Here is a 12824-nt window from a genome sequence, read left to right on the forward strand (position 1 = left end):
GTTCAGGAAGCCAGCAGGCTGCTGAGCAGGTCGGGGGTCAATTCGTCGAAGTGCTGGATGACACGGCTCGGGTTCAGCGTTTCGACCGCGACATCGGAGTAGCCGAAGGGCACGGCGACGGACGGGATGCCTGCATTCGAAGCAACCTTGAAGTCGTTGAGGCTGTCACCGATCATAACCGTACGGGATGGCGTTCCGCCGGCAAGCCGGATCGTACCCAGGAGATGTTCGGCATCGGGCTTGCGAACAGCGAATGTGTCGCCGCCGGTGATCGCGGCAAAGCGCGATGTCATGCCCAGGCCATCGATCAGCGGCCGGGCCAGGCTTTCCATCTTGTTGGTGCAGACGGCGAGCAGGATGCCAGCATCGGCCAGGCGGTCGAGCGCATCGACAAGGCCCGGATAGGGCAGGCTCTTGCCCGGCATGCCGCCCTTGTAGTGCTCGATGAAGCGCTCGAGCATCGGCTCGAAATCGCCGTTGGCAAGCGGCGCGTTGCGTAGCGCGAAAGCCCGCTCGATCATTGCTTTTGCGCCATGGCCGACTAGGTATGTCAGATCGGCGTAGGTCACCGGTTCGAGGTCGCGCGCCGCGATCGTGTAGTTCAGGCTGTCGACGAGGTCGGGCGCAGTATCGATAAGGGTTCCATCGAGATCGAAGACGGCAAGCAAAGGCGACACGGGTGGGCTCCATGAAAATCAGTCGCTAGCCGGTTAAGTCAAACGGCCGGCAAAAGCAAATGTTGCGCAGCGCTGCAGAAGGAAATCATAGCCCTTTGCGGTTTTTCTCCGACCCCCGAAAATATTGGAGGAGCAAGGTACCTAAAATAATCGATAGTTCTTTCACTCCTTTGAAAGCTCGTGTAAAAGCCCGTTCACGATCAATCGGAGACCCTGGCGGATGGACGCCCGGCAAATGAAAATCATAGCCGCCGCCGAGGCGCTGACACATGTCGAAAACGGCATGAGACTGGGAATCGGTACCGGTTCGACCGCCGAGGAATTCGTCCGTCTATTGGCAGAAAAGGTTGCCGAAGGTTTCGAGGTGAGAGGGGTTCCGACCTCCGAGCGCACCGCGCGCCTCTGCCTCGAGCTGGGTGTGCCGCTCAACTCCCTTGAGGAACTTCCAGAACTCGATCTGACAATCGACGGCGCCGACGAAGTCGATGGGTCGTTGCGCCTGATCAAGGGCGGCGGCGGCGCATTGCTGCGCGAAAAGATCGTCGCTGCGGCTTCGAAGCGGATGATCGTCATTGCTGACGAGAGCAAGGTCGTCGACACGCTCGGCGCGTTTCCGCTGCCGATCGAGGTCAATCCGTTCGGCTTGTCGGCGACGCGCATCGCTATCGAAAAGACGGCATCCCGGCTGGGCCTGACGGGTTCGATCCATCAGCGCAAATCTGGCGAAGACGTCTACAAAACAGACGGTGGACATTACATTCTCGATGCTTCTTTTGGCCGCATTTCTGATGCAGAGGCACTTGCAACGAGTCTGAACGCCATCCCGGGCGTTGTAGAACACGGGCTTTTTATCAATCTGGCTTCGCTTGCCATCATTGCCGGTCCTGCGGAAGCGCGGACGCTGGCACCCTAATCTGACGAGGAGATGAGTATCCCATGATGAAAATTCAACGTTTCGGCGGGATTGCCTTTGGGGCGCTTGTTGCTGCTGGTATCGTCGCAGGCGGCACGTTTGCTGCTGACGGCGCCAGCGAATCGCATCTCAAGGCCGCACGCGCCGCGATCAATGCGATCCGGGTGACCAATCCTTTCGACAACATCCTGCCGACGATCTCCATGCAGTTGAAGAGCACCCTGATCCAGGGTTCGCCGAACTACGAACCGATCATCAGCGATGTCGTCGACGAGCAGGCTCTGGCTCTCGTGCCGCGTCGTGCCGATCTCGAAAAGGAAGCCGCGCAGATCTACGCCAAGGCGTTCACCGAAGAGGAACTGAACGCGATCGCCGCATTCTACACCTCTCCGGCAGGCCAGAAGCTTCTCAAGGATGGTCCGCTGGCGATCCGCGAACTTGGCAAGGCCGGCGACATATGGGCGACCGGTATTTCGCGCGACATGTCCAAGGCGACCGACGCAGCGCTCGAAAAGAAGATCGCCGAGCAGAACAAGACCAAGTAAAAGTCTTCGCCTCTGTGGTGGACGAGAAATAGGGCCCGTTTCATCTGAAGCGGGCTTTTCTTTTTGCCTCGCGGTCGCCATATGACAGGCGGGAGGCAGAGTGGTTTTTAGGGGTTAACATGTCTGGATATGATTACGACCTGTTCGTCATTGGTGGCGGCTCTGGTGGCGTGCGCGCGGCGCGCGTTGCGGCGTCGCTTGGCAAGAAGGTGGCGATTGCCGAGGAATTTCGCTTTGGCGGGACGTGTGTGATCCGTGGTTGCGTGCCCAAGAAACTGCTCGTCTATGCATCGCAATTTCATGAACATTTCGAGGATGCGGCCGGATTCGGCTGGACCGTTGGCGAAAGTACGTTCAGCTGGCAGAAACTGATTGCCGCCAAAGACCAGGAAATTTCCCGGCTCGAAGGCCTCTATCGCAAGGGGCTCGCCAACAACAATGCCGAGATTTTCGAGACCCGTGCCGAGCTCAAGGACGGGCATACTGTCCTGCTCAAATCTTCCGGAAAGACCGTGACTGCCGAGCGCATCATCGTGGCCGTCGGCGGGGCGCCGTCTGTGCATGGGGCTCTGCCGGGCCACGAATTGACGATCAGCTCGAACGAAGCCTTCAACCTCAAGGAACTGCCGAAGTCCATCGTTGTCGAGGGCGGCGGTTATATCGCCGTCGAATTTGCCAACATCTTTCACGGCATGGGTGTCGAAACGACGCTGATCTATCGCGGCAAGGAAATTCTCTCGCGGTTCGACAAGGATATGCGCAAGGGCCTGCACGAAGCGATGGTCGCCAAGGGCATCACCATTCTCTGCGAGGATGTGATCCAGAAGGTGGAAAAGAACACCGATGGTTTGTTGACCGCCTCGACCAAACAGGGCAAGTCGCTTGTGGTCTCGCAGGTCATGCTGGCGCTCGGCCGTTCGCCCAATACGAAAGGTCTCGGGCTGGAAGCGGCCGGCGTCGCGACCAACGAGAAGGGCGCCATCCTCGTCGACGCCTATTCGCGCACCAACGTGCCGTCGATCTTCGCGCTCGGCGACGTGACCGACCGGGTACAGCTGACGCCCGTGGCTATCCACGAGGCAATGTGCTTCATCGAGACCGAGTACAAAAACAACCCAACTTCGCCGGATCTCGATCTTATCGCCACCGCGGTATTCTCGCAGCCGGAAATCGGCACTGTCGGAGTGAGTGAAGACCAGGCAGCAAAGCTCTATCCCGATCTCGACATCTATCGCGCCGAATTCCGTCCGATGAAGGCGACGCTGTCTGGTCGTGCAGAGAAGATGATCATGAAGCTGGTCGTCAATGCGGCTGACCGCAAGGTTCTCGGCGCCCATATCCTCGGCCACGAAGCCGGCGAAATGGCGCAGCTGCTCGGCATTTCGTTGAAAGCCGGCGTCACCAAGGACGATTTCGACCGGACCATGGCTGTTCACCCCACCGCTTCAGAAGAGCTGGTGACGATGTATTCGCCGAGTTACCGGGTGAAGAACGGCGAGCGAGTCTGAAGCCCGCTACCTTGTTCCGGCAAATCGTGCTTCCTCGCGTTTCAGCAATTCTGCCAGCCGGTCGATGACCGTGCGCATTTCGGGCCGATGGCGATCGTCGTCGTTGGCCACGATCCATAAGGCGTGGGACAGTGTTTCGATGATATCACCCTCGCGGGTGAGATCGGGATCGCTGTCCCCCAGGAAGCACGGCAACACGCCGCGGCCTGCGCCCGTCCGTATCAGCTTTGGCAAGATCACCGGCGAATTCGTCCAGGTGAAGATTTCTGCTTCACGGTTCTGGAAAACCCATTTTTCGGCCGGCGAACGGGCATCCTGCGTGCCGATCGAGATCCAGGGAAAGTCCTCTCGTTCCGGCAGATTTGCTGCCCGGTAGACCGCGTAGGCCGTAGCGACGGAGCGCAGAACGGCGAAATTGCCGGATTTCGGGCGTTCGTCGACGATAGCGACATCGGCCTCTCGGAAGGTCATATCCAGCGTCTCGTGAGCATGCTTGCAGCAGAAACGGAAGCCATCGTCCTTGCCACGAATCTCCATGGCATGATCGGCAATGAAGCCCGAGAGCCAACCGTCGCTGGCGACCGAGACGATCGGCAGCGCAAATGCATTGCCGTGCCAGTCTGCAATGCTGTCGGCCGCCTTGCGCATGGTCCTGACATGTTCGACCAGCACTTCGCCGTCCGGCGCCAGCCGATAGCCCTGCTGGCTGCGGATGAACAGCGATCGACCCGTCGTCCGCTCCAGCGCCAGCATGCGCCGGCCGATGGTCGGCGCGCTGAACCCCGTGCGCTCGGCGGCGCCGCTCAGGCCACCTTCCGATGCAACGTGGAAGAAGAGTTGCAAATCGTCCCAGTTGGCATCATTCATCATCTGCTCCTTTCATTTTGTATAGGCGATCCGCCGTCATTCCGCATCTTTCACAGATGAAATGCCCCTTTCATGCATGCGTCTACAATGGCGTCGCATGGGACATTAGCTCCGTTGCATGGCAAACAAAGGAGACAGGATCATGCCAATGCAATGGAGTATGCTCTGGGTAGGATGGATCGCAACCTCCGCCAGGCCAAGGAAGGACGCATTTGTTGATCCGCTCGAAGGCGCAGAATGGACAGGGCTGCGATGGACAATTCCGCTTGTCGAACGGCTTATACGGCAAAGACACGTGCTATCAGCGGGACGCCGCGATTCCCGTGCCGTACCTCAACCATTGTGGCGACCATTTTGATACGCCGACTCAGCTAGCGCAGCCCACGCGTTTACCGAGATTGCAATACTCGCTGTGGGCTGAATTGTTTTTCTTCTTGCCTGTGTTATATTCGACACTGTTGAAATACGCGTGGCTTCGTCCGGCCCTGGGGAGAGGGTCGGCCGGCAGGATGAAACCTGTATCAGGAGGAAACCATGATTGTTCAGGCCAATATCGATGCCGCCCGCCAAAGGCTGGAGCAGGCTTACAACATCGACGATCCGGTGCTGGATACCCAGCGCAGCGGATTCTTCATCAGCTATGCGCTTTTTCCGTTCATCGCCATCAGTGCGATCGCTTTCGCAGCGTGGGAAATGCTGCACTAGTTCCTTTCAATGGCAGATCCGGTTGACGGTGCGTGCACCCGCTGAAATGCGCAAAGCCCAGTGCTTTGCGCATTGAACCTTTGCAATCGGCTTCTTAATGTATATAAGCGCGCATTCGCGAGAGGAGCACGCGAAACAAACCTCTATATTTTTCGTCAAACAGGTGAGTATCATGGCACAGAATTGGAACCCGACAAGCTGGAGGTCTAAGCCCATTCAGCAGGTTCCGGACTATCCGGACATGGCAGCGTTGCAAGCCACGGAAGCCGAACTCGCCAAGTATCCGCCGCTGGTTTTTGCAGGTGAGGCGCGGCGTTTGAAGGCCTCGCTCGCCAAGGTCGCCAACGGTCAGGGTTTCCTGCTGCAGGGCGGCGATTGCGCCGAAAGCTTTGCCGAACATGGCGCGGACACGATCCGCGACTTCTTCCGCGCGTTCCTGCAGATGGCCGTGGTGCTGACTTTCGGCGCCCAGCAGCCGGTCGTCAAGATCGGCCGCATTGCCGGCCAGTTCGCCAAGCCGCGTTCTTCCGGGATCGAGAAGAAGGGTGACGTCGAGCTTCCGAGCTATCGCGGCGATATCATCAACGGCATCGAATTCACGCCGGAAGCACGCATTCCCAACCCGGAACGCCAGCTGATGGCCTACCGCCAGTCGGCTGCAACGCTGAACCTGCTGCGCGCTTTCGCGATGGGTGGCTATGCCAATCTCGACAACGTTCACCGCTGGATGCTGGGCTTCATCAAGGACAGCCCTCAGGCTGAGCGCTATCGTGCGCTTGCTGACCGCATCACCGAAACCATGGATTTCATGGCCGCAATTGGTATCACGCCCGACAACAATCCGTCGCTGCGCGAAACCGATTTCTTCACCAGCCATGAGGCGCTGCTGCTCGGCTACGAGCAGGCGCTGACCCGCGTCGACTCGACCTCGGGCGACTGGTACGCGACCTCCGGCCACATGATCTGGGTCGGCGACCGTACGCGCCAGCCGGACCATGCGCATATCGAATATTGCCGCGGCATCAAGAACCCGATCGGCCTGAAATGCGGCCCGTCGCTGACTGCCGATGGCCTGCTGGAACTGATCGACATCCTCAACCCGGCCAACGAAGCCGGCCGGTTGACGCTGATCTGCCGCTTCGGCCATGACAAGGTGGGCGAGCACCTGCCGCGCCTCATCCGCGCCGTGGAACGCGAAGGCCGGAATGTCGTCTGGTCGTGTGATCCGATGCACGGCAACACGATCACGCTCAACAACTACAAGACCCGGCCGTTCGACCGGATCCTGACCGAAGTGGAGAACTTCTTCGCGATCCATCATTCGGAAGGCACGCATCCCGGCGGCATCCATATCGAGATGACCGGCAATGACGTGACGGAATGCACCGGCGGCGCTCGCGCCCTGACCGGCGAGGACCTGCAGGACCGCTACCACACGCATTGCGACCCGCGCCTCAATGCCGACCAGGCGCTGGAACTGGCCTTCCTGCTGGCCGAGAAGCTGAAGTCCGGCCGCGACGAACAGAAGCTGGCCGTCAACGCTTAAAGTGGTTGATGTGTAGAAATTGGAAGGGGCGTCCGAAAGGGCGCCCTTTTTGATTCAGGTCTTCACTGAATATACCAGAACACCCAGCCATGGGCGCCAGCGATGATCGCATAGAAGGTCGCCATCATCCACGCCTGGCCGCGCGTCATGGCCGGCAGCGGCGAGTGTGGGGGCAGGGTTCTCAGGCCCATCAGGCAGAAGATTCCGAGAAACAGGATCATCTGGTAATAGCCGAGGCCTGCCAGCACGACCAGCCCCGCGACCGAAAGGCCTGACAGATGCACCAGTATCGATCCCGGCAGGAAGGAGCGCAGGAAGCTTTCGGCGGTCTGGCCGCCATCCAGCGGATAGATCGGCAAGAGGTTGAGCAGATTGAGCACCGAGCTGAAATAGAGGAACCGCCACATCCATTGCTCGACGAGATAATTGTCGGTGTAATACCACCATGCGAAGCTCGCCAGCGTCAGCGGCGCGCAGATGCCCGGACCCATCAACGCGCAGAAGGCCTTCTCGAACTCGCTCTTATGCGGGGCGCCGGCCACCGCAATACCACCGAAAAACGGCACCAGCATCAACCGGTTGCCAGTCTTGCCGGTCAGGCGATAGGCGAGCAGATGGCCATATTCGTGCCAGAGGATGACAAGCGCCAGCACCACGGCCGACTGCCAGGTATATTGAGTGAGCAGGTAGGCGAAGGCGATCAGTGAGATCGCCGCCTCGCGCCCGTAATAGGATGGCAGTTTGGTCGGGGCCGCCTTTTGGCGCGTAGCCGGCGGTGCAGTTGTTGTCTGGGCGCTGGCCGTCTGCGTATTCACCGAGGCTTGCGCTTGCAACGCTGCGACGATTAGCTCTGCCTCAGGCGAGGCAAGAATGCCTGCCTGTTTGCGGAGCGCCCACAATGTCCTGATCGTGGCACTGAGCCGCTGCGCAAAGCGCGTTTCGACAATGATACGGGAGCCGGTTCCGTCCGGCTCGACCGACCATCGTTCGAAGTGATCCTGGCCTCGGGGAAAATCCACGCCGTTCTCGCTGACAAGCGTAAACGCGATGGAGTGCGGTGCGGCGGTTGGTAGAGTTCCGAATACGATCGGACCAGTGTGGGGTGCCAGGCGCGAGACAATGCTGCGCGTGCCATCCTCGGATTCATCGATGTCCACCGGCATGAAGGTGAAGCCGGTTTTTTCCCAGGCGCTACGCAGATTTGCCCATGACGTCTCGACATCGGCCTGTGATCGGCGGCTGATCGTCACGATCTCGCGACCGCTGCCAATCCGTCGAAGCAGTTGCAGACAAAGCAGAACAATCACAAGCAGGGCTGTCCGCAGAAGAAAAGTCGATGAAATCATGATGCTTTCAAGAGGAATGGCTTATTACAAAGGCGCGTAGACACGGATAAATTGAAATACGAGATGCGCGCAAGGAAATTCAGTGCCGTTGGTTGATTTTCGAGAGGATCGCGAACGAACTAGCACGTTGCTCAAAATAATTGATCCAGCGCTCAAGTCCAATTCATTTGACCTGTTCGTGAGCTTCGGTAAATGCTGTGGCAAAACAAGGGGAAAACAATGTCGGACGTTCACACGGGTTCATGCCTTTGCGGCGCAGTCACCTACAAGACGTCGGGGTCGTTGCGCGAGGTGGTTTATTGCCATTGCGGCCAATGCCGCAAGCAGACCGGGCTCTATTATGCCGCGACGAACGCAATGGAAGCGGACCTTGCCGTCAACGGCCGGGACGTGATCACCTGGTATCATTCCAGCGACAAGGGCAGACGGGGTTTCTGCAAGCATTGCGGTTCGGCGCTGTTCTGGAAGTATGAAGGCGTCGAGCATATTTCGATCATGGTCGGCACGCTCGACCAGCCGACCAATGTCACGCCCGGCTATCACATCTTCTGCGAGGACAAGGGCGATTTCTATGAGATCAACGATGGGCTGCCGCAGTTCCGCAAGGACAGCCCAGGTCTGGTGACCAATACCGAGTGAGAGGAGGCGCGGCGGGCTCGCCTCGATAGGCGTCAAAGCCGAAGCAGGATCTTGCCCGGGCGGCCGGGCTCGCCGCTGGCGATGGCCGCCTTGGAGATGTCGTCGAGATCGAAGACGCCGCCCACCTGGAGAGTGACCTTGCCGGAGGCGACGAGCCCGATCAGTTCGCCGATCAGCCGGCCCATTTCCTCGCGCGGCATCGTGCCGGCGATCTTGCTCAGCCAGAAACCCTTGACGACCGCCTGCTTGAAAATCAGGTCTCCCGGCGAAATATAGAGCGGCTCGCCGGACATCGCGCCAAACGACACAAGTACGCCGCCTTCGCCAAGCAGGGACATCAGTTCGCCCGCCGATTTGCCGCCGACGCCGTCAACGGCTGCGCTGATCGGGGTGTCGCCAACGATCGCGCGCACCTTGTCCTGCCATTTTGGATCAGCGCTCGCAACGACATTGTCGATGCCGAGTGCGTTGAGCTCAGTGACGCTGTCCTGGCGACGGACGACATTGACAACGTTGATGCCTCGGGTCTTGGCGATCATCGCCAGAACCTTGGCGACGGCGCCATTGGCCGCGTTCTGGATCACCCATTGTCCAGGCTTTGCGCCGACGAACTCCAACAGCACCAGCGCGCTGAGCGGCATGGACACAAGCTGGGCGGCCGTCTCGTCGGAAATGCTGTCGGGCAATGGCACGACAGATGCTGCCTTGGCGATGAAGTACTCGGCCCAGGTGCCATGAACACCGCTGACGGCGATGCGCTGTCCGATCTTGAGTCCGGAGACACCGTCGCCGAGCGCATCGATCGTGCCAGCCGCCTCGCTGCCGCCGATGGCGGGCAATTCCGGCTTGTAGCCATAGTTGCCCTCTACGGTGATCAGATCATGATTGTGGATCGCTGCAAGCGTCGTCTTGATCCGGACTTCGCCGGGGCCTGGCTGAGGGATCGGACTGTCGCTGATCTTCAGGACGTCGGAGGGTTTGCCGAAGGTGGTGTGGATAGCGCTGCGCATGGGGTGCTCCTATATATGCGGTCTAGATAGGCCTGCGCGTCTCTGAATGCCAGCATACGCCATCCCGAAGCGCCGGAAAGGTAAAGATATGACTTCTGAAAATGACACGCTCAAGCTGATGCTGCGGCAAGGCCTGCCGGATGACCTGAAGATCCTGATCGAGAAGTATCCGCGTTCCGGCTGGGGCAGCGTCCACACATTGGGCGATCTCGGTCGTTTCTGGATCCAGCGCCACGACATGTTTCGTGAACTCGGTAGCACGCTGGTTTCCAGCATCGACGATCTCAGGGAAGGTAGGGTCGAGACGAAGGTGTTTGCAAACTGGTTCGCCCGCCGGCTTAATCATTTCCTCGGCGATCTCGATGGGCACCATCAAGTCGAGGACCACCAGTATTTTCCGTTGTTTGCTGCGGCCGACGCGCGGCTTTCACATGGATTTGAACTTCTTGAAGCCGACCATGAGCTTATTCACACATTGCTTGAGCGCAATGCGGACGCCGCCAACAACTTCTATGCCGATCTCTTGAGCAACTCGGACAAATTGGCTCATTCACGTGACGCCTATGCGGAGGAAGCGCAACAATTGCTCAAGGGACTGCTGCGGCATCTGGAAGACGAAGAGGATCTGCTGATCCCGCTGCTGCTCGACCAGGGCGAACGAAAGTTCGGTGGTTATTGACCGGTGCCGCCCGCCGAATTCAGCGTCTGTATGTGCTGTGAAAGCACATTAATTTGCTCTCTCAATTCCTTGATTTCATTTACAACCTGTAAGTCAAGCTTATGGTGCAAGCCCAGCACCTCGATCTCTGCCTTCAGGTTGATCTCGTAGTCTTTGGCTGCCATGAAACGGTCGCGTTCCGATTGCCGGTTCTGGCTCATCATGATGATCGGCGCCTGGATGGCGGCGAGCATCGAGAGAACGAGGTTGAGGAAAATGAAGGGATACGGATCGAAGGCGTGGGTGAACAACACGATCGTGTTAAGCGCGACCCACAATACCAGGAAGACGAGGAAGGTGATGATGAAGGCCCAAGAACCGCCGACCCTGGCAATGCCATCCGCCAGTCTTTGGCCCGGCGTCGAGTCCGCGAAGAAATCGTCGCTGGCATTGGTCGACAGCGTCTTGCGTTCGCGCGTAAGTCTCAGAACCCTTTTTTCAGCAGCGGTGAGCTCGTTGGCGGTCTTGCCGAAAAGCACTTTTTCGATATCGTGAAACATAAGTGAGACTCCGTGTGTCGATGGACTGATCCTTTCTCCAATCTCTTCACGAAAACAATGGCTTTCGCACGATGGCTGAAGCCATTTCATCAATTAATCGAAGCAATCGATCGCTGAAATGCGATTGAATTGGCCGCCCGAGCACGCTAGATCAGTAGCATGAGCACGATTTCAGACATTCTCCGCATTGCGGTTGCGCAGTTGAACCCCACGGTTGGCGACGTCGCCGCCAATCTCGCTAAGGCCCGCGAGGCGCGTGCCGATGCCGCCCGACAGGGTGCCGACCTGCTGCTGCTGACCGAATTGTTCATTTCCGGCTATCCGCCGGAAGACCTGGTGCTGAAGCCAGCCTTCCTCGCAGCTTGCCTGAAGGCGGTGGAAGCGCTTGCCGCAGACACCGCCGATGGTGGCCCAGGTGTGATCGTCGGTTTTCCGCGTCAGGGCGAAAAGGGTCGGCATAACTCCGTAGCCGTTCTTGATGGCGGCAAAATCCTCGGATTCCGCGACAAGATCGATTTGCCAAACTATGGCGAGTTTGATGAGAAGCGGGTCTTTATCGAGGGTGGCACGCCCGCAGTGGTGAATTTTCGCGGCGTGATACTGGGTGTGCCGATCTGCGAAGAGATCTGGAACGACAAGGGCGTCTGCAAGACGCTCGCGGACACCGGTGCCGAGATCCTGCTGGTGCCGAACGGCTCGCCCTATTATCGAGGCAAGATCGATGTCCGCCATCAAGTGGCGCTGCGCCAGATCGACGAGACCGGCCTGCCGTTGATTTTTGCCAACCAGCTCGGCGGCCAGGATGAGCTTGTGTTCGACGGCGCGAGTTTTGCCTATAACGCAGACAAGAACCTGGCTTTCCAGATGAGCCAGTTCGAGGAGACGATCGCCCTGGTCGATTGGAAGAAGCGGGATGGACATTGGACCTGCACGTCTGGGCCGATGTCGCGGCTGCCTGATCACGAAGAGGCGGACTATCGCGCCTGCCTGCTCGGGTTCCGCGACTACGTCAACAAGAACGGTTTCAAGAATGTCGTGCTCGGACTGTCCGGCGGCATAGACTCGGCGATCTGCGCGGCAATTGCCGTCGATGCGCTCGGAGAGGAACGCGTCCGCACGGTGATGATGCCGTACCGCTATACGTCGAAGGACTCGCTGGTTGACGCTGAAGCCTGCGCAAAGGCGCTGGGCTGCCACTACGACATCGTGGCGATCGAGGAGCCGGTTACCGGTTTCCTGACGGCGCTTGCCGACCTGTTCGAGGGGACGGAGGAGGGGATCACCGAGGAGAACCTGCAGAGCCGCGCGCGTGGGATGATCCTGATGGCGATCTCCAACAAATTCGGCTCGATGGTGGTGACCACCGGCAACAAGTCGGAGATGTCGGTGGGTTACTGCACCCTGTACGGCGACATGAATGGCGGCTTCAATCCCATCAAGGACCTCTACAAGATGCAGGTCTACGGCCTGTCGCGCTGGCGCAATGCGCATGTGCCGCCGGGGGCACTCGGACCCTCGGGCGAAGTGATCCCGGTCAACATCATCGACAAGGCGCCATCGGCCGAACTGCGGCCGAACCAGACGGACCAGGATTCGCTGCCACCCTATCCGGTGCTCGACGATATCCTGGAATGCCTGGTGGAGCTCGAGATGGGCACCGAGGAGATCATCGCACGCGGCCATGATGCCGCGACTGTGCACCGTGTCGAGCATCTGCTCTATGTCGCGGAGTACAAGCGCCGGCAATCCGCTCCAGGCGTGAAGATCACCAAGAAGAATTTCGGTCGCGACCGCCGCTATCCGATTACCAATAGATTTCGCGATCGCAGCTGACGGCGCAGAATTGCGCC

13 protein-coding genes are annotated in these 12824 nt (G+C 59.0%); 8 read left to right on the forward strand and 5 right to left on the reverse strand.

Annotated features, from left to right (window positions below; genetic code table 11):
* Positions 1–2: 2 nt before the first annotated feature.
* Positions 3–677 (reverse strand): HAD family hydrolase, encoded by a 675-nt coding sequence (locus tag ACXHRN_RS10780; protein WP_488641311.1) that lies wholly within the window; start codon positions 675–677, stop codon positions 3–5.
* 220 nt (positions 678–897) lie between these two features.
* Here ACXHRN_RS10780 and rpiA point away from each other — a divergent pair, with 220 nt between their 5' ends.
* From rpiA to gor, 3 genes are all read left to right on the forward strand, one after another.
* Entirely contained in the window at positions 898–1590 is a 693-nt protein-coding gene (gene rpiA, locus ACXHRN_RS10785; RefSeq protein WP_488641312.1) for a ribose-5-phosphate isomerase RpiA, read from the forward strand.
* Between the two features lie 23 nt (positions 1591–1613).
* Positions 1614–2135 (forward strand): DUF2059 domain-containing protein, encoded by a 522-nt coding sequence (locus ACXHRN_RS10790; protein WP_488641313.1) that lies wholly within the window; start codon positions 1614–1616, stop codon positions 2133–2135.
* Between the two features lie 119 nt (positions 2136–2254).
* Complete coding sequence (gene gor, locus ACXHRN_RS10795; protein ID WP_488641314.1) at positions 2255–3643, forward strand: glutathione-disulfide reductase; 1389 nt, start codon at positions 2255–2257, stop codon at positions 3641–3643.
* 6 nt (positions 3644–3649) lie between these two features.
* Here gor and ACXHRN_RS10800 read toward each other — a convergent pair whose 3' ends face one another.
* Positions 3650–4513, reverse strand: a complete 864-nt coding sequence (locus tag ACXHRN_RS10800) for a LysR family transcriptional regulator (protein ID WP_488641315.1) — start codon at positions 4511–4513, stop codon at positions 3650–3652.
* A gap of 531 nt (positions 4514–5044) precedes the next feature.
* Between ACXHRN_RS10800 and ACXHRN_RS10805 the strand changes: the two genes are divergently transcribed.
* Entirely contained in the window at positions 5045–5215 is a 171-nt protein-coding gene (locus ACXHRN_RS10805; RefSeq protein ID WP_488641316.1) for a hypothetical protein, read from the forward strand.
* 172 nt (positions 5216–5387) lie between these two features.
* On the forward strand, positions 5388–6761 hold the full coding sequence (locus ACXHRN_RS10810; protein WP_488641317.1) for a class II 3-deoxy-7-phosphoheptulonate synthase: 1374 nt from the start codon (positions 5388–5390) through the stop codon (positions 6759–6761).
* Between the two features lie 62 nt (positions 6762–6823).
* On the opposite strand, the gene ACXHRN_RS10815 is transcribed toward ACXHRN_RS10810, so the two are convergent.
* Entirely contained in the window at positions 6824–8107 is a 1284-nt protein-coding gene (locus tag ACXHRN_RS10815) for a hypothetical protein (protein ID WP_488641318.1), read from the reverse strand.
* Positions 8108–8326: 219 nt separating this feature from the next.
* Here ACXHRN_RS10815 and ACXHRN_RS10820 point away from each other — a divergent pair, with 219 nt between their 5' ends.
* Positions 8327–8746, forward strand: a complete 420-nt coding sequence (locus ACXHRN_RS10820; RefSeq protein ID WP_488641319.1) for a GFA family protein — start codon at positions 8327–8329, stop codon at positions 8744–8746.
* 32 nt (positions 8747–8778) lie between these two features.
* Here the strand turns inward: ACXHRN_RS10820 and ACXHRN_RS10825 are convergent, their stop codons facing one another.
* Entirely contained in the window at positions 8779–9756 is a 978-nt protein-coding gene (locus tag ACXHRN_RS10825) for a zinc-binding dehydrogenase (protein WP_488641320.1), read from the reverse strand.
* Between the two features lie 88 nt (positions 9757–9844).
* Between ACXHRN_RS10825 and ACXHRN_RS10830 the strand changes: the two genes are divergently transcribed.
* Positions 9845–10435, forward strand: a complete 591-nt coding sequence (locus ACXHRN_RS10830; protein WP_488641321.1) for a hemerythrin domain-containing protein — start codon at positions 9845–9847, stop codon at positions 10433–10435.
* Here ACXHRN_RS10830 and ACXHRN_RS10835 read toward each other — a convergent pair.
* The gene (locus tag ACXHRN_RS10835; protein WP_488641883.1) at positions 10429–10974 is read right to left on the reverse strand and encodes a DUF1003 domain-containing protein; all 546 of its coding nucleotides are present in this window, start codon (positions 10972–10974) and stop codon (positions 10429–10431) included. The two genes, ACXHRN_RS10830 and ACXHRN_RS10835, sit on opposite strands and share 7 nt — an antisense overlap.
* A gap of 159 nt (positions 10975–11133) precedes the next feature.
* Between ACXHRN_RS10835 and ACXHRN_RS10840 the strand changes: the two genes are divergently transcribed.
* Complete coding sequence (locus ACXHRN_RS10840) at positions 11134–12807, forward strand: NAD+ synthase (RefSeq protein ID WP_488641322.1); 1674 nt, start codon at positions 11134–11136, stop codon at positions 12805–12807.
* Positions 12808–12824 lie beyond the last annotated feature (17 nt).

It is taken from the genome of Shinella sp. OV683 (genome assembly GCF_057787725.1).